Here is a 26,254-nt window from a genome sequence, read left to right on the forward strand (position 1 = left end):
GCTGTTCGCCGAGTAGTCGCCGACCGCTAACGGGCTCTGCGGAGATCGGCGAGCGAGTTTCGAAGTCCACCGTCGATCCGGATCTGCACCGCCGCCACCGCCACCATCACCGCCGCGGTCACCAAGTGCACCCACGCGTCGGTGATGTTGTTGGGAAAGGTGAAGACGAAGGCGACCTGATGCGAGAAGAAGGCCCAAATGCCCGGCAGCGCACCGGCTATCGCGGCGAGCAGCAAATACAGCACGGCCCACGACTTGCGTGTCGCGAATACCAGCCCCGGAGCGAATAGGGCGAGACCTGCGACGGCGTGCCAGCCGTTGTAGTCCATCCCGAGCAGCTGGACCGTCGGCGCCCCCGGCCCGATCGCGAAGCTGGGATTCATGATGAAGCCGATCACCGCCTGAGCGACATGGATGACGCAAATGATCAGCAGCCCGATCTGGGCGAAACTCCACCTCACGTTGCACCCCCTTGTGCACGGCGGGATGGCCCGAATACTACGCGCGGTAGTAGAACGGGGTCAACGGGCGGTGGATCGGCGGACGGTCCCGCTGTCAGTTCCGCCCGGGCAGCTTCATCACCGTGCGCACGACGGGCAGCAGCGACTTCTGCCAGAGCGTCGCCGGAATCCCAAGGGGCGGGTCGAGATTGAACACGCGGGCCGTCGCGATCGTCTGTGACTCGGTGTACTTCAGCAAGCCCTCGGGTCCGTGCCGGCGGCCGACCCCGGACTGGCCCATTCCGCCCATCGGCGCGCTCAGGCTGCCCCACGCGAACGCGTAGCCCTCGTTGACGTTCACGGTGCCCGACCGCAACCGCGCTCCGATCTGCTCGCCCTCCGCGGAGGAGCCGGCCCACACGCTGGCGTTGAGCCCGTACTCGGTGTCGTTGGCCTTCTCGACCGCTTCATCCACGTCGGCGACGGGGTAGATCGAGACGACCGGCCCGAACGTCTCGTTGGCCGCGCACTCCATCTCCGGCGTGACCTCGGTCAGCACCGTCGGCTCATAGAACAGCGGGCCGATCTCGGGCCGCGCCTTGCCGCCCGCAATCACCTTGGCGCCCTTGGCTTTCGCGTCGTTGACGTGGTCGGTGACCGTCTCCAGCTGGCCCTCGGAGATCAGGCTTCCCATTTCGACGGTGAAGTCATACGCGGTGCCCAGCTTCATATTCCGCACCGCGGCACCGAACTTGGCGATGAACTCGTCGGCGATGTCCTTCTCGACGTAGATCCGCTCGATGGAGATGCAGAGCTGGCCCGCATTGGAGAAGCACGCGCGGGTGGCCGCCTTGGCGACCTTGTCGAGGTTGGCCCCGCGGGTGACGATCATCGCGTTCTTGCCGCCGAGTTCGGCCGAGAAACCGATCAGCCGGCGGCCGCAATGCTCCGCGAGCTGCCTGCCCGTGGCGGTGGAGCCGGTGAACATCAAGTAGTCGCAGTTGTCGATGATGGCGGTGCCGACCACCGAGCCCGGGCCGGGCACGACCGCGTACAGCGCCCGCGGCAGGCCGGCCCGGTACAACAGCTCGGCACAGGCCAGCGCGCAGTACGGCGTCTGGCTGTCCGGCTTGAGCACCACCGCGTTGCTCGCCAGCAGCGCCGGCACGGAGTCGGACGCCGTCAGCGTCATCGGGTAGTTCCACGGCGAGATCACCCCGACCACGCCCTTGGGCTGGTAACCCACCGTGGTCTTGCCGATTCCGGGGAGCAGCGACTGCACCGTGCGAGGCTTCAGCAGGTCCGCCGCCACGCGCACGTAGTAGTTCGCGTTCGCAATCAGGTCGACGATCTCCTCCTGCGCGGCCCATCGGGCCTTGCCCGCCTCGGCTTGCAGGAGGTCCATCAGGAACTCGCGGTTCTCGAAGACCAGGTCGCGGTAGCGGGCAATGACATCGATGCGCTCGGTCACCGGCCGCGTCGCCCACTCGACCTGGGCCGCGCGCGCCTCGGCGAACGCCGCTTCGACGTCTTCGGCCGTGCCGATGGGGATCGTGGTCAGCGGTCTGCCGGTGAAGACCTCGTCGATCGTCTTGGTCTCGCGGGTGGAGACGTCTTTGATCGCGGCCAGCTGACGCAAACGGTCGAAGACCTCGGCTGATGGTGCAGGCATGTCGCTTCCTCTCGCAGAAGCACGGGCGTTCAGGACACCAGGCTATGCCGCGCGGTGTCGGGCCGACCAGAAAGTTCAGCTCGGCGGATGGTCCAGCTCGACCAGCTTGAGGGAGATCTGCTCCACGCGGGCGTTGGTGTCCTGCGAAAGCTTCACCAACAGCTCGAAGGCGGCACCGGCGTCGATGTCGAATCGCTCCATCAGCATGCCCTTGGCCTGGCCGATCACGTCGCGCGTTTCGACGGCGCGCCGCAGTTGTTCGTTCTCGGCGACCAGGGCCTGCAAGCGTTCGTGGTGGCGGGCGCTTTCGGCGGTCTTGATCGCCTCGAGGGTATGGAGCACTTCGGTGGGCGTCCACGAAGCGCCTTGATCGGCTGCGCGGGTCATCTCTGCGAGCATCTGCCCGCTTTCCGAGATCTCTTCGACACAGTGCGCGACGCCCACCAACTCGCCGTGGTCGACCAGGGGAGTGTTGGTCGGGCTCCACACCTTCGGCACGAATTGGTCGGGAGCGACCGGATCGGGCACGTCATAGCGCTGTATTCGCATCTGATGGGGGCGCAGGTCGCGCATCACCGTCTCCAGGGATGCGGCGAGGTTCGCCGTGCCGTTCGCCTGCGGATCGCGGGGGTTGTCGGGAAACGCGTCGAAAAGCAACTGCCCGGGCAACTCGCCGGGTTCGCGCAGGGTGACCCGCTCGTACGCGACGCTCGCCGCGCGGATCCGCAGGTCGCAATCGAGGAGCAGGAGGGACACTCCCGGCGCGCTCTGGGCCATGTCGCGGGCTATCACATCGAACCGGCGTTGGCTGTCCATCGACTTGCCACTACCCGTTGAGGCGGAGATGTAACCGCCTCCTCAGAGGATGTGCATTCCCTGGGCCAACTGCGTCACCCCAACCACCGTGAAGACCGCCACCAGGATCTGCCGGTGGTAAACCCGCACCCATTCGTGCAGCTGGCGCAAGAGCGCATGGGTCCGAGCCGGCGCGGCCACATACCCGACCAGGATCATTTCGACGACGGAATACATCAGCAGCACGAACGCGATGGAGGCGCTGACCTGCGTGGCGACGGCAGCCCGCGACGCCACGATGATCGCGAGAATGAAGAGAACCCCGTCGACCGGCACCGACGCCAGCCCGATCACCCACGCGATCCACAACGACCCCTTCTCCCACGCGCGGTGGGCCCGGTGGAGCAGGAGCCGGACTCCGGAACGGTCCTCGGGCGAAAGGTCTTGTGCGCGGCTCAGGAATCGTGGAACCACCATCGGCGCCCCCGGGCCCGGCGGCGAGGTCGGGGTCCCGCCGCCGGATGTCCGCGCCCGGGCCCGCTGACGCATCGAGAAGCGCACCGCCATCAGCGCGGCGATGGACAACCCGAGCACGCCCAGACCGATCTGGATGTGCGGGAGCGTGGAACTCGCGGCCCGCCCCGGCGAGCCGTGCCGGAATGTGCCGAACGCGGACGTGAAGTTCAGCAGCATCAGGGGGGCGAGCAGCTCGGGCACAGCGACGGTCAGGCCACCGACCCAGTAGGCGAGCAGGTTCGGTCCCGGCCGCGGACGGGAGATCATCAGGAGGGCGAGGCCGAGGCGCACCGGATTGAGCGCAGCCAGAATCCCCAACCCCAGCACTGACCCCCACATTGGCGCAGCTCTACCCGCGGTCGGGGGTGTCTAAACGCCGTCCCCGGGGGCGTGCGCCCCCGAGGACGACTGCACGTCCTCGGTCGGACGGGTTGGCTCGGAGTGCCGAATTTCACACGGGCGCAACATGTTCGCGAAACACTCTGCGCGTCGCAACCAGATGAACGCCCCGCCACGCCCGCGTGAACATCCACCGGGGTAACCCTGGTGAGATCGATCACAAGAAGGCTCGGCCACCGGAGCAACGACCGGCAGCGACCCGGGGCGCTGACCGCCGCGGCCGCGGCCGTCGGGTGCGGTGCCGCTGCGACTGTCGGTCCGTCCGCAGCGAAGGCGCTGTCCCGCAAGGCATCGTCCGGGGCCGTCCCAACCCGCCGGCGTAGCAAGCTCCCCCAGGAGTTTCGCCCGTCAGGGCAAGGTGGCCTTCGGGAAAGTCGACAAACCACGCACGCACGTCGCGATCAGCAATTACGATGCGCAGATGCCGGGTCTTCCTCCCGCCAAGCCGCTGCCGAAAGCTTGCTGCAGTGGGGTGAGCCGAAGCCTGCCCGCAAAAGGCGCGCGGTCGTTCGGGCAACGTCTGCGTGCCGGGGCAGCAAACCATCGCCCTCGTGTTCGGAGAGGTGCCGAAATCGCGCGGCCTCGTCCCGGTGCGGAACGGTGACGTTGGGTGGGGGACAAAGATTTGGTTTTGCTGGATGGCGAGACACGCGTCGAACAAACCGGGGGTGCGAATCTCTTATGCAAGAACGAAATTCACAGGTTTGACGGCGGGTACCGGCGGGTAACCGGCGAGCCGTGGAGCGCGACATCCAACGTCGTAGTGCCAGCATGCTGATGGTCCGCTGCTGCACCAACGGAACGCCCCCGCGGAGCACCCTCCGCGATTTTCGGGTTACCGTTGATCTTGCGGGCGGTATTGCGATTCGAGCCGGGGAAGAACTGGGGCCCGAACTGCAGCCAGTTACGTCACGACGGGGATTTCCGCAATCAAGCCCACCGGCGCCGGCTTCGCGCCCGCGGGCAGATCGGCACACTGGTCGAGACTAACGGCCAATCCTGAAGCGCGGCACAGCTTTTGTGCTGCGCGCGGGTCGTCATGCAATTTTCATCGGGTCTGAGGAGGTCGTCCGTTGCAGAACAATCCCTTCGATGACGACAGTGGCAAATTTTTCGTCCTAGTCAATAACGAGGAACAGCACAGCCTTTGGCCGGTGTTCGCCGATGTTCCGCCCGGCTGGCGGGTGGTGTACGGGGAGGCTGATCGGGCCGCCTGCCTCGACTACATCGAACAGAATTGGCCCGACATCCGCCCGAAAAGCCTGCGTGACAGGTTGTCCGCTCCTGGTTTGTGATGTGTAGACGGTCTAGGTATGAAGGAGTCGGGAAAGTATTCGGGGGGAATTAGTGGAACGCAGTGACCGCGCATTGCCGTTGACGCGGGCGCAGCTGGACATCTGGCTCGCGCAGCAAACGGGTCACTTCGATGTGGCGTGGCAGCTCGGGGTGCTCGTGCGGATCGAGGGCACGGTTGACCGCGCTTTGTTCGAGCAGGCGATGCGTCACGTGGTCGGCGAGGCCGAAAGCATCCGGGCGAGCTTCTTCGAGGTGGACGGTGAAGTCTTCCAGACCGCGCTCGAGGACCCCGAGATCGATCTGGCCTTCTATGACGTGAGCGGTTCGCCCGATCCCGAGCGTGAGGTCCGGGAGAGGGCGTCGGCCATCCAACGGACACCGATGCCGCTCACCGGCCCGATGATCAACTTCCACCTGTTCCAAACGGCGCCCGACGAGTACTACTGGTTCAGCTGCTGCCATCACATCGCCATCGACGGGTTGGGCATCGCCCTGCTGGGCCGCCGCATTGCGGCCGTCTATTCCGCACTTGCCTCCGGTGTGCCGATATCGCCGGCCTTCTTCGGCTCGTTGCGCGACCTCGTCGACAGCGAGGCCGAGTACGCGGCGTCCGCCGATTACGTCGCGGACCAGACCTATTGGACCGAGCACCTTCCCTCCGCACGCGGGGGCGATTACCGGCTGACCCAAACCGCCAGCGAGCGGGATCCCTACGCGCCCTCTGCGCCGGTCCAATTGGATTCCTCGGCGGTCGGCCTGATCAAACAGCTGTCCAAGGCCCTGGGCATCCGCCGATCGTCGGTACTCACCGCTGCGTGCGCGCTCTTGGTGCGCGCGTTCCGCACCGACAATTCCGACGAGGTGGTGCTCGACTTCCCGGTCAGCCGCCGCACGGATCCCGAATCGAAGACGCATCCCGGCATGCTCGCCGGGGTGGTGCCGCTCGTCTTGACCGCGGCACCGCACGGGACGGTCGCCGACTTCCTCCGGCAGGTTGACACCCGCTCACGGGAAGCGTTGCGGCATCAGCGCTTTCCGGTTCACATGCTCGGCGGTGACGGCGGGTTCCGTGGCGCGCCTCAGGCGTCCAGCCGGGTCGTCGTCAACTTCGTTCCGGCCCGACTCACCCTCAGCCTCGCCGGCGTTCCGGCGACCGCCACGTACACCACCTTCGGCCCGGTCGGTCACTTCGGGCTGTTCTTCCTCGGCTTCGGGGATCAGCAGTTCCTGAGCACCGTCGGTGTCGGGCAACCGTTCTCGAACTTCGACGTCTCGGACTTGGCCGGGCGGTTGCAGCGGGTGCTGGTGGCGATGGCGGGTGATCCGTCGCGGGCGTTGTCGTCGGTGGATGTGCTTGGCGATGACGAGTGTGCCCGGTTGGAAGTGTTTGGTAATCGGGCGGTTTTGACTGGTTCGGGGCCGGTGCCGGTGTCGGTGCCTTCGTTGTTTGCCGGGCAGGTGGCGCGGGCGCCGGGGGCGGTGGCGTTGGTGTGTGGGGGCCGGTCGGTGTCGTATCGCGAGTTGGATGCGGCGTCGAATCGGTTGGCGCATCGTTTGGTGGCGCAGGGCGCGGGTCCGGGACAGACTGTGGCGCTGCTGTTTTCGCGGTCGGCCGAGGCGGTTGCGGCGATGTTGGCGGTGCTCAAGACCGGGGCGGCCTATCTTCCGATCGATCCGGTGTCTCCGGATTCGCGGATCGGGTTCCTGCTCGCTGACGTCGCGCCGGTGGCGGTAGTTACCACCGCGGAGCTGGCCGGGCGTCTGGCCGGGCGTGGCGTGGCGGTGATTGATGTGGACGATCCGCGCCTCGACGGCGAGCCTGAGACGGCTTTGCCCGAGCCGGATGCCGAGGGTGTGGCGTATGTGATTTACACCTCGGGTACCACCGGTGTGCCCAAAGGTGTTGCGGTGACGCATCGTAACGTGACGCAGTTGATCGGGTCGCTGGATGCGGGTTTGCCGGTGCCGGGGGTGTGGTCGCATTGTCATTCGCCGGCCTTCGATGTGTCGGTGTGGGAGATTTTCGCCCCGCTGCTGCGTGGAGGGCGGGTGGTGATCGTCGATGAGGACACCGCGCGTGCGCCCGAGGAGCTGCACGCGGTGCTGGTCGCCGAAGAGGTGACGGTGTTGACCCAGACGCCGTCGGCGGTGGCGATGCTGGATCCGGCCGGCCTGGAGGGTGTGGCGTTGGTGCTGGCCGGGGAGGCCTGCCCGCCTGAGGTGGTGGATCGGTGGGCGCCGGGTCGGGTGCTGGTCAATGCCTATGGGCCGACCGAGACCACCATGTGTGTGGCGATCAGCGCCCCGCTGCAGGCGGGGACGGGCGTGGCGCCGATCGGGTCGCCGGTGCGGCAGGCGGGCTTGTTTGTGCTCGATGGCTGGTTGCGGCCGGTGCCGGTCGGGGTGGTCGGGGAGTTGTATGTGGCCGGCGCCGGGGTGGCCACCGGTTACGTGGGTCGGGCGGGGTTGACCGGGGCGCGGTTTGTGGCGTGTCCGTTCGGCGGGGCCGGTCAGCGGATGTATCGGACCGGGGATTTGGCCTGTTGGGGTGCTGATGGGCAGCTGCGCTATCTGGGGCGCGCCGACGAGCAGGTCAAGATCCGCGGCTACCGCATCGAGTTGGGCGAAATCCAGGCCGCGCTGGCCGGTTTGGACGGGGTTGAGCAGGCGGTGGTGATCGCCCGCGAGGACCGCCCCGGCGACAAGCGCCTGGTCGGCTACGTGACCGGCGCCGCCGATACCGCCGCGCTTCGCACCCAGCTGTCCGAGCGGTTGCCGGGGTTCATGGTGCCCGCGGCCATCGTCGGGCTGCAAACCCTGCCGTTGACCGCCAACGGCAAGCTGGACACCCGCGCGCTACCGACACCGGAATACGCCACCGGTGCCTACCACGCCCCGCAAAACGCAGTCGAAGAAATCCTGGCCACCATCTACGCCGAAGTCCTGGGCACCGACCGCGTCAGCACCCACGACTCCTTCTTCGAACTCGGCGGCGACAGCATCCTGGCCCTGCAGGTGGTGTCGCGGGCGCGGGCCGCCGGCCTGAGGTGCCGTCCCCGCGACGTCTTCGTCGAGCAGACCGTCGCCCGCCTGGCCCGCGTGGCGGCGGTGGCCGGCGGCGAAGCCGACGTGATCGACGAGGGTCTCGGCCCGGTACGGGCCACCCCGATCATGCGGTGGCTGCAAAGCGTGAACGGCCCGATCGACGAGTTCAACCAGACGATGTTGCTGCAGGCGCCCGCGGGCGTGGCCGAGGCCGACGTGGCGATTCTGTTGCAGGCCTTGCTGGATCGGCATGCCATGCTGCGGCTGCGCGTCGATCGCGACGGCGCCGACGGATGGTCGTTGCGGGTGCCCGACCCGGGGTCCGTGGACGCCGCCGGCTGCCTGCGGTCGGTGGAGGTGCTCTCCGGCGAGGCGCTGGCGGCGGCCCGGTCGCGACTCGACCCCGCCACCGGGACGATGCTGAGCGCGGTGTGGGTCGCCCCCACCGGTCAGCTGGCGCTGATCGTCCACCACCTGGCCGTCGACGGGGTCTCCTGGCGAATCCTGGTGGAAGACTTGAATATCGCGTGGGCGCAGCACCGCGGCGGCCAGCCGGTGGAGTTGCCGGCGGGCGGGACGTCGTTCGCCCGGTGGGCGTCGCTGCTCGACGAGCACGCGCGCCGCGCGGAGGTCATCGAGCAAATCGCGGCATGGAAGCGGACCGCGGCGACCCCGCCCGCGCTGCCGGCGGTGCGCCCCGACGTCGATACCTACGCCACGGCCGGGCACCTGTCGGTGTCGCTGGACGCCGAGGTCACCCGCACGCTGATCGGCGAGGCGCCGGCGGCGTTTCACGCCGGCGTGCAAGACATCCTGTTGATCGCGTTCGGGCTGGCGTGGGCGGAATTCCTGGGCCCCGACATTGCCAGTGCCGCGCCGATAGCCATCGACGTCGAGGGCCACGGCCGCCACGAGGAACTCGCGCCCGACGTGGACCTCTCGCGCACCGTCGGCTGGTTCACCACCAAATACCCGGTCGCTTTGACCGTCGGCCCCACGTCGTGGGCCCAGGTGCAGGCCGGGGAGCCGGCGCTGGGAACGCTGATCAAGGAAGGCAAGGAACAGCTTCGCGCCGTGCCGCACCCGCTGACCTACGGCGTGCTGCGCTACCTCAACGGTGACGCGGAGCTGGACGGCGCCGACCCGTCGATCGGCTTCAACTATCTCGGTCGCCTGGTCGCGGGAACCGAGCTGTCCGACGAGCTGTGGCGGCTGCACCCGGAGAGCCTCTCGCTGACCGGCGCCGCCGCGGCGATCCCGATGCCGTTGGCGCACACCGTCGAACTCAACGCCGGCACCGTCGACACCGACGCCGGTCCGCAACTGCACGCCAACTGGACCTGGGCGCCGTCGGCCCTCGACGAAGCGCAGATCCGCCGGCTGAGCCAATTGTGGTTCGACGCCTTGTCCGGCGTCTGCGCGCACGTGCGGGCCGGGGGCGGCGGGCTCACGCCGTCGGACATCGCGCCCGCCCGCCTGAGCCAACCGCAGATCGATGAGCTGCACCGGCGATACGACCTCGCCGACATCCTGCCGCTGACCCCGCTGCAACAGGGCCTGCTCTTCCACTCCAGCACCGCGCACGGCAGCGACGACATGTACGCGGTGCAGCTGGATTTCACGCTCACCGGCCCGCTGGACCCCGACCGCCTGCACGACGCCGTACACGCGGTGATCAACCGGCATCCGCACCTGGCGGCCTGGTTCTACGAGCGGTTCGACGAGCCGGTGCAGATCATCCCCGCCAATCCCGTGGTGGAGTGGCGATGCGTCGAACTCGACACCGAGCAGCAGATCGAGGAGCTCTGCGCCGCCGAACGCGCCGCGGTCGGCGACCTGGCCGAGCGGCCGCCCTTCCGGGTGGCGGTGATACGCACCGGAGCGGACCGGCACCGGCTGGTGCTGACCAACCACCACATCGTGCTCGACGGATGGTCGCTGCCGATTCTGCTCCGCGAAATCTTCACCAGCTACTACGGCGAACCGCTGCCCGCGGCCGCGCCCTACCGCAGCTTCGTCACCTGGCTGGCCGATCGCGACCTCGACGCCGCCCGCGCGGCCTGGGCCGACGTGCTCGCCGACTTCGAGACGCCGACGCTCGTCGGCCCGAACGACCGCCTGGGCCAAGGGCGGCGCGGCGCGGCATCGTTCCGGGTGGCCGAGAAGACCACCCGCGCCGTCACCGAATTGGCACGCTCCTGCCACACCACCGTCAGCACCGTCTTGCACGGTGCCTGGGCGCTGCTCCTGACCTCGCTGACCGGCCAGCACGATGTCGTATTCGGCACACCGCGGTCTCGCGTGGGCCAGCTGGAAGTCGACGGCGCGGAATCGATGGTGGGGCTGCTGATCAATACAGTGCCCGTGCGGGCCAACATCGCCGCGACCACCACCACCGCGGAGCTGCTACGTCAGCTGCAGGAGACCAACAACGACACCATCGAACATCAGCACCTGGCGCTCAACGACATCCATCGCCTCACCGGACACGAGCAGCTCTTCGACACCCTGTTCGTCTACGAGAACTACCCGATCGGCGACGGCATGCAGCTGGGCCCCGACGGGCTGGCCATCGCCGGGTTCACCAACCGCGAGTACAACCACTACCCACTGACAATGGAGGCGCTCCCGGGCCGCGAACTCGGCCTGCACGTCGAGTTCGACGCCGACGTGTTCGACGTCGAAAGTGTTGAGGCGCTTGTCGAACGCTTCCGCCGGGTGTTGGTGGCGATGACGTCTGATCCCGGACGGCGACTCTCGTCCGTGGGGCTGCTCGACCGCGACGAGCGCAACCTGGTGCTGGCGGAGCTGTCCGGCGCCGGTGCGGCCGCGCCGATGGGCGTGGCGCCGGAGTTGCTGGCGGCGGCGGCCTCGGCCGACCCGGACGCCGTCGCCGTGGTCGACGGCGAGCGGCGGCTGTCGTACCGCCAGCTCGACGAATGGTCTAACCGCCTGGCCCGCAGGCTGATCGACGCCGGCGTGGGTCCCGAGCGCGCTGTGGGCGTGGCGATGGATCGCTGCCTCGAGTTGGTGGTCGCGTGGTGGGCGGTGGTCAAGGCCGGCGGCGTCCACGCACCGATCGATCTGGACCACCCCGTCGAGCGGATCACCGCGGTGCTGGAATCCGCGGGAGCGGTCTGCGTATTGACTTGTGGCGCGGACGAAGTAGCCGGGGCAGGCGCGCGGCCGGTGCTGCGTATCGACGGGCTGGATCTGTCCGGGCACAGCGCAGAGCCGATCACCGGCGCCGATCGGTTGGCGCCACTGACGGCGCATGATGCGGCCTATGTGATCTTCACGTCGGGGTCGACCGGCATCCCCAAGGGTGTAGTGGTGGGGCACGCGGGTCTGCTGGGATGGGCTGCCGCGCAACGCGAGTCCTGTGGGTTGGACGCGGATGCCAGGGTGCTGATGGTGGCCTCGCCCACCTTCGACGCGTCGGTCGGTGAGATGCTGTTGGCGGCGGTGTCGGGGGCGGCGCTGGTGGTGGCCCCCGCCGGGGTGTACGCGGGCGAGCCGCTGACCGCGCTGCTGCAGAGCCAACGCGTCAACGCGGCCTTCCTGACCCCGACGGTGCTGTCGTCGTTGGATCGTTCCCGGTTGCCCGAGTTCGACAGATTGATGGTCGGCGGCGAAGCGTGCCCGGCGGAGTTGGTGGCGGCCTGGGCGCCGGGCCGGCGCATGTTCAACGTCTACGGTCCGACCGAAACCACCATCTGGGTCACCATGAGCGCGCCCCTGTCGGCCGAGGGGCCGGTGCGGATCGGCACCCCGATCCCGGGCGTGTGTGCCATGGTGCTCGACGCCTGGCTGAACCCGGCGCCGGTCGGGGTGGTGGGCGAGCTGTATGTGAGCGGGCCCGCGCTGGCGCACGGCTACATGGGGCGCGTGGACCTGACGGCGGAACGGTTCGTGGCCAACCCGTTTGGCGGCGCCGGTTCGCGCATGTACCGGACCGGCGACCTGGTGCGCTGGACCCGCGACGGCACCCTGGATTTCGTCGGCCGCGCCGACAAACAGATCAAATTGCGCGGCCAGCGCATCGAATTGGGTGAGATCGAGAACACGCTGCTGGCCTGCTCGCACGTCACCCAGGCCGCCGTGACTGTGCGTGACGGCGCCGCGGGATCTCATCTGGTCGCCTACGTCACCCTCGACCACACCACCAACGCCGACCACGACGTGGAAGACGTCGAAGAGTGGCAGCACCTCTACGACGACCTGTACGGCGCCGACCTCGGATCCCGTTTCGGCATGGATTTCCGCGGCTGGAACAGCAGTTACACCGGCGAGCCGATCCCGCTCGAGGAGATGATCGAATGGCGTGCCGCCACGGTCGATCGGATCATGGCCCTGCGGCCGCGGCGCGTCCTCGAGATCGGCGCGGGCTCGGGATTGCTGCTGTCGCAGATCGCGCCGGAGTGCGAGCAGTACGTCGCCACCGACTTCTCGCCCGTGGCGATCGAAAACCTCGCCCGCTCGCTGGAGGAGTCGCAGTTCGCCTGGCGGGACCGGGTCGAGTTGTTCACCCAGCCCGCCCACGTCACGGACCGGTTGCCGCAAGGCCATTTCGACACCGTCATCGTCAACTCCGTCGTCCAGTACTTCCCCAACGCGGGATATCTGGCCGAGGTCATCGACCACGCGATGGAGCTCCTGGCCCCGGGCGGGGCGCTGTTCATCGGCGACGTCCGTAACCACGCGCTGCAGGGCGCGTTCCAGACCGGGATCGCCCTATCGCGTAGCGCCGACACCGCCGATGCTGACGAGATACGCAAGCGGGTCAGCCACGCCATGCTCGGCGAGACCGAATTGCTCTTGGCCCCTGACTTTTTCACCACCTGGGCCGTCAACCGGCCGTCGGTGGGCGGCCTGGAGATCCAGGTCAAACGTGGCGTGTCCGACAACGAGCTGAACCGGTACCGCTACGACATCGTCATCCACAAGGCGCCCGCAGCCGTGCGGTCGGTGGCGACGGCACCCACCTGGTCGTGGACCGAGCGCGCGGGCCTGGATGGACTGCGCGACGACTTGATGTCGCTGCGTCCTGCCGTGGTCCGCGTCACCGACATCCCGCAGGCCGGAGTGATCGCCGACGTCCGCATCCAGGGTGGGCTCGCCGCGGGCCTGTCCGTCAAGGACGCGCTGGCCCAAGCCAGCCCCGACGCGCCGGTCGCCGTCGCCGAAGAACTGCATCGCATCGGCGACTCCGCGGGCTATCGTGTGGCCGTTACCTGGGGTGCCCAAACCGGCTCCCTCAGTGCGGTTTTCGTCGATTCCGACGACCAGCCTGCCGCAGCCTTGACCGATCTGTACCTGCCTCCGGCGGGAATGCGCCAGCGCACCAGCCATGCCAATGACCCTCGCACCAACACCAAGATCGGTGAGGTGCGCGAGCAACTGAACGCATGGTTGCCCGAATACATGGTGCCGACACACATCGTGGCGCTCGAGGAATTCCCGATGACCTCCTCGGGCAAGCTCGATCGCAGGGCCCTGCCCGAACCGGAGTACCAGGACGTGGATCGTTACCGCGCCCCGTCCACTCCCGCCGAAGAGATCCTCGTTGGCATCTACGGACAGGTGCTCGGGCTGGAGCGGGTCGGCGTCGACGACTCGTTCTTCGACCTGGGCGGGGACTCACTGTCGGCGATGCGCCTGATCGCCGCGGTCAACGCCAGCATGAACGCGAACCTCGGGGTGCGGGCCGTGTTCGAGGCGCCCACCGTCGCCGAGTTGGTGCGTCTCGTCGGCGACGAAACCAACTGGCCGGAGCCCCTGGTAGCGCGGGACCGCCCCGCGGTGATCCCGCTGTCATTCGCCCAGACCCGGCTGTGGTTCATCGACCAGTTCCAAGGCCCCTCACCGATTTACAACGTCACCGTGGCGTTGCGGCTGCGCGGGTATCTGAACGCCGACGCGCTTGGTGCGGCGCTGGCCGACGTCGTGGCCCGGCACGAAAGCCTGCGCACGGTGTTCGCGGCTGCCGACGGGGTCCCGCAACAGGTGGTGATTCCCGCCGAGCGGATCGGCTTTGCCTGCGAGGTCATCGACGCCCGCGGGTGGCCGGAAGACCGGCTGCGTGAGCGCATGGCCGCGGCGGCCCGCTACACCTTCGATCTTGCCAGCGAAAGCCCGCTGCACACAGAGCTTTTCACCCTCGGCGACGACGCGCACATCCTGGTCGTCGCGGTGCATCACATCGCCGCCGACGGCTGGTCGATCACTCCCTTCGCGCGGGACCTCGGGGTGGCGTATGCCAGCCGGTGCGCGGGGCATGCCCCTGCCTGGGCGCCGTTGGCGGTGCAGTATGTCGACTACACGCTTTGGCAGCGCGCGCATCTCGGCGACGTCGACGATGCCGACAGCCGCATCGCGGCCCAGCTGAACTTCTGGGCCGGCGCCCTGGCCGGGCTGCCCGAACGCCTGCAGCTGCCCACGGATCGGCCCTACCCGCAGGTCGCCGACCACCGCGGCGCCCGGCTGGCGGTGGACTGGCCGGCGGAGCTACAGCAGCAGATTCGCCGCGTGGCGCGCGAGCACAACGCGACCAGCTTCATGGTGATCCAGGCCGCGTTCGCCGCGCTGCTGTCCCGGATCGCCGCCGCGGACGACGTGGCGGTGGGTTTCCCGATCGCCGGGCGATCCGAGCCGGCGCTCGACGAACTGATCGGCTTCTTCGTCAACACCCTGGTGCTGCGGGTCGACCTGAAAGAGCTGGGCGGGGATCCCACGTTCGCCGACCTGTTGGCGCAGGTGCGCCGGCGCAGCCTGGCCGCCTTCGAACACCAGGACGTGCCCTTCGAACTGTTGGTGGAACGGCTGAACCCCGCTCGGAGTCTGGCCCACCATCCGCTGATCCAGGTGTTGTTGGGCTGGGAGAACTTCCCCGGGGAGGTCACTGCTCCGGCGGGCGGACTGGCCCTGGGTGATCTACAGGTCACGCCGATGCCGGTGCACACCGACACCGCCCGGATGGATTTGACGTTCTCCCTGGCCGAGCGCTTTACCGACTCCGGCGCGCGCGCCGGCATCGTCGTGACGGCCGAATACCGCACCGACGTATTCGACGCAAACACGGTCGAGCGATTGATCGAGCGGTTGCAGCGGCTGCTGACGGTGGTCGCCGCCGAACCGGACCGACGGCTGTCGTCGGTGGACCTGCTCGATGCCGGTGAGCACGCCCGCCTGGAGAGGTGGGGCAACAGGGGAGTGCTGACCCGGCCGGCGACGCCGAAGTCGGTCCCCGCGTTGTTCGCCGCGCAGGCGGCCCGCACCCCCGACGCGGTCGCGTTGGTCTGCGACGGCAAGTCGATGACGTACCGGGAGCTGGACGAGGCCGCCAACCGGCTGGCGCACCTGCTGATCCACCACGGCGCGCGTCCGGGCGAGCGGGTGGCGCTGCTGTTCTCGCGCTCGGCCGAGGCGATCGTGGCGATCCTGGCCGCGCTCAAATCCGGGGCCGCCTACCTGCCGATCGACCCGGCACTGCCGGCGGCCCGGATGGAGTTCATGCTCACCGACGCCGCGCCGATCGCCGCCGTCACCACGGCCGCCCTGGCCGGCCGGCTGGACGGCTTCGGCCTGGCGGTCGTCGACGTGGACGACCCCGCCGTGGGCGACCAACCCGCCACGGCGCCGCCGCTGCCCGCACCCGACGACCTGGCCCACATCATCTACACGTCCGGCACCACCGGTGTGCCCAAAGGCGTTGCGGTAACGCAGCACAACGTCGCCCAACTCTTCGACGACCTGCGCCTGGGCATCGAACTCTCGGCGGAACAGGTGTGGACCCAGTTCCACTCCTATGCCTTCGACTTCTCGGTGTGGGAGATCTGGGGCGCACTGCTGCACGGCGGGCGCCTGGTGCTCGTGCCCGAGGCGGTTTCCCGTTCGCCGGAGGAATTCCACGCCCTGCTGGTCGGCGAGGGAGTCACGGTGCTCACCCAAACCCCGTCCGCCGTCGGGATGCTGCCGACCGACGGACTGGACGGGACCGCGCTGGTGATCGGCGCGGAGCCCTGCCCGCCCGAGCTGGTGGACCGTTGGGCACCCGCGCGGGTGATGGTGAACGTCTACGGCCCAACCGAAACCACGATGTGGGCGTGCAAGAGCGCGCCGCTGGAAGCGGGATCGGGCTTCCCGCCGATCGGCTCCCCGGTCACCCGGGCGGCCTTCTTCGTGCTCGACGAATGGCTGCGGCCCGTGCCGGCCGGGGTGGTCGGCGAGCTGTACCTGGCCGGCGACGGGGTCGGCGTCGGGTACTGGCGCCGCTCCGCGCTGACCGCCTCGCGGTTCATGGCCTGCCCGTTCGGTGCGCCCGGCGCTCGCATGTACCGCACCGGCGACCTGGTGTGCTGGGGCACCGACGGGCAACTGCGCTACCTGGGCCGCGCCGACGAGCAGGTCAAGATCCGCGGCTACCGCATCGAACTCGGCGAAATCCAGTCGGCGCTGGGCGGTTTGGACGGGGTGGAGCAGGCGGTGGTCGTCGCCCGCGAGGACCGTCCCGGTGACAAACGCCTCGTCGGCTACGTCACCGGCACCGTGGATGCGGGCCGGGCTCGCGCCGCGCTGGCCGAGCGGCTGCCCGCCTATATGGTCCCCGCCGCGGTCGTCGCGCTGCCGGCCCTGCCCATGACGGTCAACGGCAAGCTCGACGCCCGCGCCCTGCCCGCGCCCGACTATCGGGACATCGACAACTACCGCGCCCCGACCACCGCGACCGAGGAGATCCTCGCCGGCATCTACGCCGAGGTGCTCGGCGTCGAACGCGTGGGGGTCGACGACTCGTTCTTCGATCTGGGCGGCGACTCGCTGTCCACGATGCGGCTGATCTCGGCGATCAACGCGTCTTTGGACACCGAACTCCCGGTGCGCGTCGTGTTCGAGGCGCCCACGGTCGCGCAGTTGGCGCCCCGCATCGACGAGGGCGCGGGCCGGCTGGCGCCGCTGGTGGCAAGCGAGCGACCGGCGGTGATCCCGTTGTCGTTCGCGCAGAGCCGGTTGTGGTTCATCCAGCAGTTGCAGGGGCCGTCGCCCGTCTACAACATGGCGGCCGCATTGCGGCTCGGCGGGCGCCTCGACGCCGACGCGCTGTGCGCGGCCCTGGCCGATGTGGTGCGCCGCCACGAAAGCCTGCGCACCCTGTTCCCCGCCCGCGACGGAACGCCCGAGCAGGTGGTGATCCCGGCCGAGGACGTCGACTTCGGCTGGGACGTCGTCGACGCCACCGGATGGGCCGACGGCGAGCTGGGCGACGCCATCGAAGCGACGACCCGCCACGCCTTCGACCTCGCCGTCGAAACACCATTGCGCGCAAGACTATTCGCCATCGACGAGCGCGAACACCTGCTGGTGATCGTGGTACACCACATCGCCGCGGACGGGTTGTCGCTGACGCCGTTGGCCGCGGATCTGAGCACGGCGTACGCCGGGAGGTCCGCGGGCCGGGCGCCGGCGTGGGCGGACCTGCCCGTGCAGTACGTCGACTACACGCTCTGGCAGCGGGCACAATTCGGCGACCTGGACGATGGCGACAGCCCCATCGCGGCGCAGCTGTCCTACTGGCTGGACACCCTGTCCGGGATGCCCGAGCGGTTGCAACTGCCCACCGACCGGCCTTACCCGCCGGTCGCCGACCAGCGCGGGTCCAGCGTGGTCGTGGACTGGCCGGCGGAGCTGCAGCAGCAGATTCGCCGGATTGCCCGCCAACACAACGCGACCACGTTCATGGTGGTGCAGGCCGCGCTCGCCGTGCTGTTGTCGAAGATCGGTGGCACCGCGGATGTTTCGGTGGGCTTCCCGATCGCCGGGCGCCGCGACCGCGCGCTCGACCAGCTCGTCGGCTTCTTCGTCAACACGCTGGTGCTGCGGGTCGACCTGGCCGGCGACCCCAGCTTCTCCGAACTGCTGGAGCGGGTGCAGGCGCGCAGCCTGGCGGCCTTCGAAAACCAGGACGTGCCGTTCGAGTTGCTGGTGGAGCGGCTCAACCCGGCCCGCAGCCTGACCCATCACCCGCTGGTGCAGGTGATGTTGGCCTGGCAGAACTTCGCCGGCCACGACGATCCCGCCGCCGGTCTGACGCTGGGCGACCTCGAGGTCAGCTCCGTGCCGGTCGACACCGATTCGGCCCGCATGGATCTGGTGTTCTCGCTTGCCGAACGCTGGAACGAGACGGGCGAGGCCGCCGGGATCGCCGGGCGGGTGGAATTCCGCACCGACGTGTTCGATGCACAGAGCATCGAAGCGCTGACCGAACGCCTGCAGCGGGTGTTGGTGGCGATGGTGGGTGACCCGTCGCGGGTGTTGTCTTCGGTGGACCTGCTCGACGGGACCGAGCACGCGCGTCTGGAAGAGCTTGGCAATACGGCGGTTTTGACGGGGCCGGCGACGGCGCCGTTGTCGGTGCCGGAGTTGTTCGCCGCGCAGGTGGCCGGCGCGCCGGAGGCGGTGGCCCTGGTGTGCGAGGGCCTGTCCGTGACCTACCGCGAGCTGGACGAGGCGTCGAACCGGTTGGCCCACCTGTTGGTGGCCCACGGTGCGCGGCCGGGACAGACTGTGGCGCTGCTCTTTTCGCGGTCGGCCGAAGCGGTCGCGGCGATTGTGGCGGTGCTCAAGACGGGGGCGGCCTACCTGCCGATCGACCCCTCCTCCCCGGATACCCGGATCGAGTTCATGCTCGGTGACGCCACGCCGGTCGTCGCGGTCAGCACCGCGGATCTGGCCAGACGGTTTGAAGGCCACAGCGTGCCTGTCATCGACGTCAACGATCGGCGCCTCGACACCTTGCCCGCCACCGACCTGCCGCTGCCGGGACCGGACAGTGTCGCCTACCTGATCTACACGTCGGGTACCACCGGTGTGCCCAAAGGGGTTGCGGTCACGCACCGCAACGTGGCCCAGTTGATCGGCTCGCTGAACGCCGGTTTGCCGGCGCCGGGGGTGTGGTCGCATGCGCATTCGCTGGCATTCGACGTGTCGGTGTGGGAGATCTTTGCCCCGCTGCTCCGCGGAGGGCGGCTGGTCGTGGTGCCCGAGTCCGTGGCCCGTTCACCGCAGGACTTCCACGCGGTATTGGTCGCCCAGGCCGTCAGCGTGCTGACCCAGACGCCGTCGGCGGTGGCGATGCTGGATCCGGTCGGCCTGGACGGTGTGGCGTTGGTGCTGGCCGGGGAGGCCTGCCCGCCTGAGGTGGTGGATCGGTGGGCGCCGGGTCGGGTGCTGGTCAACGCCTATGGGCCGACCGAGACCACGATGTGTGTGGCGATCAGCGCCCCATTGGAGGCGGGGTCAGGCGTGCCGCCGATCGGATTCCCGGTGCCCGAGGCGGCGCTGTTGGTGCTGGACGAGTCGTTGCGTCCCGTGCCCGAAGGCGTGGTCGGGGAGCTGTATGTGGCCGGATCCGGTGTCGCCGTGGGATATCTCGGCCGGCCCGGCCTGACTGCGTCGCGGTTTGTGGCCTGCCCGTTCGGCGGGGTCGGAACGCGGATGTATCGCACCGGCGATTTGGTGCGCTGGAACAACGACGGGCAGCTGCAGTACTTCGGCCGCGCCGATGAGCAGGTCAAGGTCCGCGGCTATCGCATCGAGTTGGGCGAAATCCAGGCCGCGCTGGCCGGTTTGGACGGGGTGCAGCAGGCGGTGGTGATCGCGCGCGAGGACCGTCCCGGGGACAAGCGCCTGGTCGGCTATGTGACCGGCGCGGCTGACCCGGCGAAGCTGCGCGCAAAGCTGTCCGAGCGGTTGCCGGGGTTCATGGTGCCCGCGGCGATCGTCGGGCTGGAAACCGTGCCGTTGACCGCCAACGGCAAGCTGGACACCCGCGCGCTACCCACGCCGGAATACGCCGCCAGTGACTACCGCGCCCCGCAAAACGCGGTCGAAGAAATCCTGGCCACCATCTACGCCGAAGTCCTGGGCGCTGACCGCGTCGGGGTCGACGACTCCTTCTTCGAACTCGGCGGCGACAGCATCTCGGCGATGGGCCTTGTCGCCGCGATCAACCGCAGCCTGGATGTCGGCCTTCCGGTGCGCGTCGTGTTCGAGTCGCCCACGGTCGCCCAGCTGGCGCTGCGGATCGGTGAGGGCACGGGCGGCCTGGAGCCGCTGGTGGCTGCCGAGCGACCGGCCGTGGTGCCGTTGTCGTTCGCGCAGAACCGGCTGTGGTTCCTCGACCAATTGCAGGGCCCATCACCGGTTTACAACATGGCGGCCGCCCTGCGGCTGAGCGGGCCGCTCGACGCCGACGCGCTCGGCGCCGCGCTGGCCGACGTGGTGGCCCGCCACGAGAGCCTGCGCACCCTGATCGCCGCGCCCGAGGGCACCCCCCAGCAGCTGGTGACCCCCGTCGAAAAGGCCGACTTCGGGTGGGAGGTTGTCGACGCCAGCGGCTGGTCGGCCGCCCAGCTCGACGAGGCCATCGGCGACACGGCCCGCTACACCTTCGACCTGGCCGCCGAAATCCCGCTGCGCGCAGAGCTTTTCCGTATCGACGACGACGAGCACGTGCTGGCCGCCGTGGTCCACCACATCGCCGCCGACGGCATGTCGATCACCCCGCTGGTGCGCGACCTGGGCATGGCCTATGCCAGCCGGTGCGGCGGCCGCGCCCCCGGCTGGGCGCCGCTGCCGGTCCAATACGTCGACTACACGCTGTGGCAGCGCGCGCAGTTCGGCGACCTCGACGACCGCCAGAGCCCCATCGCCGCGCAGCTCGCCTACTGGGAAGAGGCCCTGGCCGGCATGCCCGACCGGGTGCAACTGCCCACCGATCGGCCCTACCCCCTGGTGGCCGATCAACGCGGCGCCACCGTCGAAATCGACTGGCCCACAGAGCTTCAGCAGCAAGTCGACGCGGTGGCCCGCAAGCACAACGCGACCAGCTTCATGGTGGTCCAGACCGCCCTCGCGGTGCTGCTCTCCAAGCTCAGCGCCAGCCCCGATGTGGCGGTGGGCTTCCCGATCGCCGGGCGGCGCGACCCCGCCCTCGACGACCTCGTCGGGTTCTTCGTCAACACCCTGGTGCTGCGGGTCGAGGTGGCCGGCGATCCCACGTTCACCGACCTGCTGTCGCAGGTGCGCGGGCGCAGCCTGGCCGCCTACGAACACCAGGACGTGCCCTTCGAGGTGCTGGTCGAACGGCTCAACCCCGCCCGAAGCCTCACCCACCACCCCCTGGTCCAGGTCATGCTGGCCTGGCAGAACTTCGCCGGGCAGGACGGCGGCGGCCCGGCCGCCGGCCTGTCCCTGGGCGACGTCGAGATCACGCCGATGCCGGTGGACACCCAAACCGCCCGGATGGACCTGACCTTCTCGCTGGCCGAGCGCTGGAACCGGGCCGGGGAGCCCGCCGGTATCGGCGGAACCGTGGAATTCCGCACCGACGTGTTCGACCCGGGCAGCATCCAGGCGCTCGTCGGACGGTTGCAGCGGGTGCTGACGGCCATGACCGTCGACCCCACCCGACCGTTGTCGTCGCTGGATCTGCTCGACGACGCCGAGCACGCCCGCCTCGACGAGATCGGGAACCGGGCGGTGCTGACCGCGCCGCTGGCGGTGCCGGTGTCCATTCCGGCGCTGTTCGCCGCGCAGGTGGCCCGCACACCGGAGGCCGTGGCGCTGGTGTGCGGTGGCCGGTCCATGACCTACCGCGAGCTGGACGAGGCCGCGAACTCCCTGGCGCTGGTGTTGGCCGCCCGCGGGGCCGCGCCGGGACAGTGCGTGGCGCTGCTGTTCTCGCGTTCGGCCGAGGCGATCGTGGCGATCCTGGCGGCGCTCAAGGCCGGGGCGGCGTATCTGCCGATCGACCCGGCGCTGCCGGAGTCCCGAATCGGATTCGTGCTCTCCGACGCCGCCCCGCTGGCCGTCGTCACCACCGCCGACCTGGCCGACCGGCTGCGCAGCCACGACGTGCCGGTCATCGACGTCGACAACCTCGAGCCCCCCGCCCGGTCCGAAGCGACGCTGACGGCGCCGGGGCCGGAGGACCTCGCCTACCTCATCTACACGTCCGGCACCACCGGCGTCCCCAAGGGCGTCGCGGTCACGCACCAGAACGCGACCCAACTGCTGGCGCGCATGGACGCCGGTCTGCCGCGCGCCGGGGTGTGGTCGCAGTGGCATTCGCTCGCCTTCGACGTCTCGGTCCACGAGATCTTCGGTGCGCTGCTGCACGGTGGCCGGCTGGTCGTGGTGCCCGAATCGGTGGCGCGCTCGCCCGAAGACCTCCACGCGCTGCTGGTGGCCGAACAGGTCACCGTGTTGAGCCAGACCCCGTCGGCGGCCGCGATGCTGTCACCCGACGGGCTCGACGGGGCCGCCCTGGTGGTGGCCGGCGAGGCGTGCCCGGCCGAGCTGGTCGACCGGTGGGGCACGGGCCGGGCGATGATCAACGCCTACGGCCCGACCGAGGCCACGGTGTACGCGGCGGTCAGCGAACCCCTGGAGCCGGCGTCGGTCGAGTCCGGCGTGGTGCCGATCGGCTCGCCGGTGCCCGGGGGAGCGTTGTTCGTGCTCGACGGGCGGTTACGGCCGGTGCCCGTCGGCGTGGTCGGCGAGCTCTACGTCGCCGGTGCCGGCGTGGCGTGCGGGTATTGGCATCGCGCGCCCCTGACGGCCTCACGGTTCGTGGCGTGCCCGTTCGGCGGCCCCGGCACCCGCATGTATCGCACCGGCGACCTGGTCCGCTGGCGCACCGACGGGCAGCTGGACTACCTGGGCCGCGCCGACGAACAGGTCAAGATCCGCGGGTACCGCATCGAGCTCGGCGAGGTGCGCGCGGCCCTGGCCTGGCTGGACGGGGTGGAGCAGGCGGTCGTCGTCGCCCGCGAGGACCGGCCCGGCGGTAAGCGACTGGTCGCTTACATCACCGGATCCGCCGACCCGGCCGGCGTGCGCGCCGCGCTGGCCGAGCGGTTGCCGGCGTACATGATCCCGGCCGCCGTGCTGGTGCTCGACGCGCTGCCGCTGACGCCCAACGGCAAGCTCGACACCCGCGCCCTGCCCGCGCCGGAATACTCCGACGCCGACCGGTACCGGGCCCCGGACAACGCCGTCGAGGAAATCCTGGCCGGCATCTACGCCCAGGTGCTCGGGCTGGACCGCGTCGGGGTCGACGACTCCTTCTTCGACCTCGGCGGCGACAGCATCTCCTCGATGCAGGTGGTGACCCGGGCCCGCGCCGCCGGCCTGATCTGCCGGACCCGCGACATCTTCGTCGAGCAGACCGTCGCCCGGCTGGCCCGGGTGGCCGAGGTCGCCGACACCCCCGCCGACGTGGCCGACGAGGGCGTGGGCCCGGTGCCGGCCACCCCGATCATCCGCTGGCTGCAGGGCGTCGAGGGCCCGGTCGACCAGTTCAACCAGGCGATGCTGGTCCGGGCCCCCGCCGGGGTCGGCGAGGCCGACGTGCTGGTGCTGCTGCAGGCCCTGCTCGATCGGCACGGCATGCTGCGGCTGCGTGTCGACGACGGCTGGTCGCTGACGGTTCCGGAGCCGGGTGCGGTGGACGCCGCCGACTGCCTGCACACCGTGGCCGAGCTGTCCGACGCGGCGCTGATCGACGCGCGGTCCCGGCTGAACCCGGCCGCCGGGGCGATGCTCAGCGCGCTGTGGGTCAGCTCGACCGCCCAGCTGGCGGTGATCGTCCACCACCTGGCCGTCGACGGCGTGTCCTGGCGAATCCTGTTGGAGGACTTGAACATCGCGTGGGCCCAGCACCGGACGGGCCAGCCGGTGGCGCTGCCGGCGGCGGGGACGTCGTTCGCGCGGTGGGCCGCGCAGCTGGCCGAGCGCGCCAACGACCCGGACGTGGTGGACCAGCTGGACACCTGGACGCGGGTGGCGGCGACGCCCGCGGCGCTGCCCGCGGTGCGCCCCGAGGCGGACACCTTCGCCGCCGCCGGGCAGCTCTCGGCGGAGCTGGACGCCGAGACCACCGGCATGCTGCTCGGTGCGGTGCCCGCGGCGTTCCACGCCGGCGTGCAGGACATCCTGCTGATCGCGTTCGCCCTGGCGCTGGCCGAGTTCCTGGGCCCCCGCGCTGAGGGCGGGACGCCGATCGGCATCGACGTCGAAGGCCACGGCCGCCACGAGGAGCTGGGCCGCGACGTCGACCTGTCGCGCACCGTCGGGTGGTTCACCGCCAAGTACCCGGTGTCATTGGCGACCGGTGAATTGCCCTGGGCGCAAGTCATTTCCGGCGGCCCATTGCTGGGGGCGGCGATCAAGGACGCCAAGGAACAGCTGCGCGCCCTGCCCGACTCGCTGACCTACGGGCTGCTGCGCTACCTGAACACGGAGGCCGGCCTGGACGGCTCCGACCCGCCGATCGGGTTCAACTACCTGGGACGGCAGGGCGGCGCCGAGCTCACCGAGGAGATGTGGCGGCCCGTGCCGGGCTCGGTCACCGCCGCGGCCGCGGCGATCCCGATGCCGCTGATGCACACCCTGGAGCTCAACGCGGCCACCGTCGACACCGGGGACGGCCCGCAGCTGCAGGCCCATTGGACGTGGGCGCCGTCGGCGCTGGACGACGGGCAGGTCGGCCGGCTGAGCCGGTTGTGGTTCGACGCGCTGGCCGGGATCTGCGCGCACGTGCGATCCGGCGGCGGCGGGTTGACGCCCTCGGACGTCGCACCCGCCCGCCTCAGCCAGAAGCAGATCGACCACCTGCAACGGCAATGCCGCATCGCCGACGTGCTGCCGCTGACCCCCGTCCAGCAGGGGCTGCTCTTCCACGCCAACACGGTGCGGGGCGCGGGCGGGGATGCCAGCGACCTCTACGCCGGCCAGCTCGACATCAGCATCGCCGGCCCGCTGAACCCCGACCGCCTGCGCGACGCGGTGCACGCGGTGGTCCACCGGCATGCGAACCTGGTGGCCCGATTCTTCGACCAGTTCGACGAGCCGGTGCAGGTCATCCCGGCCGACCCCGCGCCGGCCTGGCAATACCTGGAGCTGGGCGGCGACGAGGACGTCGACGCGCACATCGAGCGGCTCTGCGCCGCCGAGCGCGCCGCCGTCTGCGACCTCGCCGACCAGCCGCCCTTCCGGGTGGCCTTGATCCGCACCGCGATCGACCGGCACCGGCTGGTGCTGACCAACCACCACATCGTGCTCGACGGCTGGTCGATGCCGATCCTGCTCGGCGACATCTTCGCCGGCTACTACGGCCAGCGCCTGCCCGCCGCGGCGCCCTACCGCGACTTCGTCGGCTGGCTGGCCGCCCGCGACCGCGACGCCGCCCGCACCGCCTGGGGCGAAGTGTTCGCCGGCTTCGACGCCCCGACCCTGGTCGGCCGTCAGGACCGGCTGCAGCCGGGCGGCCAAGGCGTCGAAACTCTCAGTCTCCCAGCCGATCTCACCCGCGCCGTCGGTGAACTCGCGCGTTCCCGCCACACCACCGTCAACACGGTGCTGCAGGCCGCCTACGCGCAACTGCTGTGCTGGCTGACCGGCCAGCACGACGTCGCCTTCGGGACCACGGTTTCGGGCAGGCCGGCCGAACTCCTCGGCGCGGAATCGATGGTCGGCCTGATGATCAACACCGTGCCGGTGCGGGCCAAGATCGGCCCCACCACCACCACCACCGACCTGCTCGAGCAGCTGCAGGGCGCCAACAACCACACGTTCGACCATCAGCACCTGGCGCTCAACGACATTCACCGCATCACCGGCCAGGACAAGCTCTTCGACACCCTGTTCGCCTACGAGAACTATCCGATCGACGCGGCCGCCTTGTCCGGTGATCAGGAGTTGTCCATCACCGACATCACCAGCCGCGAATCCACCCACTACCCGCTGACGATCCAGGCCCAGCCGGGGCACCAACTGCGGCTGCGCGTCGAATACGACACCGACGTGTTCGGCCCGGGCGCCGTCGCGACGTTGGTCGAACGGCTGCGGCGGGTGCTGGCCGCCATGACCACCGACCCGGCGCGCCCGTTGTCATCGATCGATGCCCTGGACGCCGGTGAACACCGCAGGCTGGATGAGATCGGCAACCGGGCGGTGCTGACGCGGCCGTGGGTGCCGGTGTCGATTCCGGCGTTGTTCGCCGCGCAGGTGGCCCGTAGTCCGTTGGCGACGG

The 26,254-nt window shown here is 69.7% G+C and carries 6 protein-coding genes; 2 read left to right on the forward strand and 4 right to left on the reverse strand.

All coding sequences use genetic code 11. The annotated features are described in order from the left end of the window. Positions 1-26: 26 nt before the first annotated feature. The 4 genes from AWC03_RS01125 to AWC03_RS01140 form a co-directional block, all read right to left on the reverse strand. Positions 27-461: a DUF4383 domain-containing protein gene (locus tag AWC03_RS01125; protein WP_085238673.1), complete on the reverse strand. Its 435-nt coding sequence runs from the start codon at positions 459-461 to the stop codon at positions 27-29. A gap of 94 nt (positions 462-555) precedes the next feature. Next, positions 556-2,112 (reverse strand): succinic semialdehyde dehydrogenase, encoded by a 1,557-nt coding sequence (locus AWC03_RS01130; protein ID WP_085238674.1) that lies wholly within the window; start codon positions 2,110-2,112, stop codon positions 556-558. Positions 2,113-2,187: 75 nt separating this feature from the next. Next, on the reverse strand, positions 2,188-2,928 hold the full coding sequence (locus AWC03_RS01135) for an ANTAR domain-containing protein (protein WP_085238675.1): 741 nt from the start codon (positions 2,926-2,928) through the stop codon (positions 2,188-2,190). A 42-nt stretch (positions 2,929-2,970) separates the two neighbouring features. Continuing rightward, entirely contained in the window at positions 2,971-3,762 is a 792-nt protein-coding gene (locus AWC03_RS01140; protein ID WP_085238676.1) for a GAP family protein, read from the reverse strand. Between the two features lie 1,133 nt (positions 3,763-4,895). Between AWC03_RS01140 and AWC03_RS01145 the strand changes: the two genes are divergently transcribed. Further along, the gene (locus AWC03_RS01145; RefSeq protein WP_085238677.1) at positions 4,896-5,117 is read left to right on the forward strand and encodes an MbtH family protein; all 222 of its coding nucleotides are present in this window, start codon (positions 4,896-4,898) and stop codon (positions 5,115-5,117) included. Positions 5,118-5,169: 52 nt separating this feature from the next. After that, a partial coding sequence (locus AWC03_RS01150) for a non-ribosomal peptide synthetase (protein ID WP_085238678.1) occupies positions 5,170-26,254 on the forward strand: 21,085 nt, incomplete at its 3' end.

It is taken from the genome of Mycobacterium europaeum (assembly GCF_002102155.1).
Taxonomy (GTDB): Bacteria; Actinomycetota; Actinomycetes; order Mycobacteriales; family Mycobacteriaceae; genus Mycobacterium; species Mycobacterium europaeum.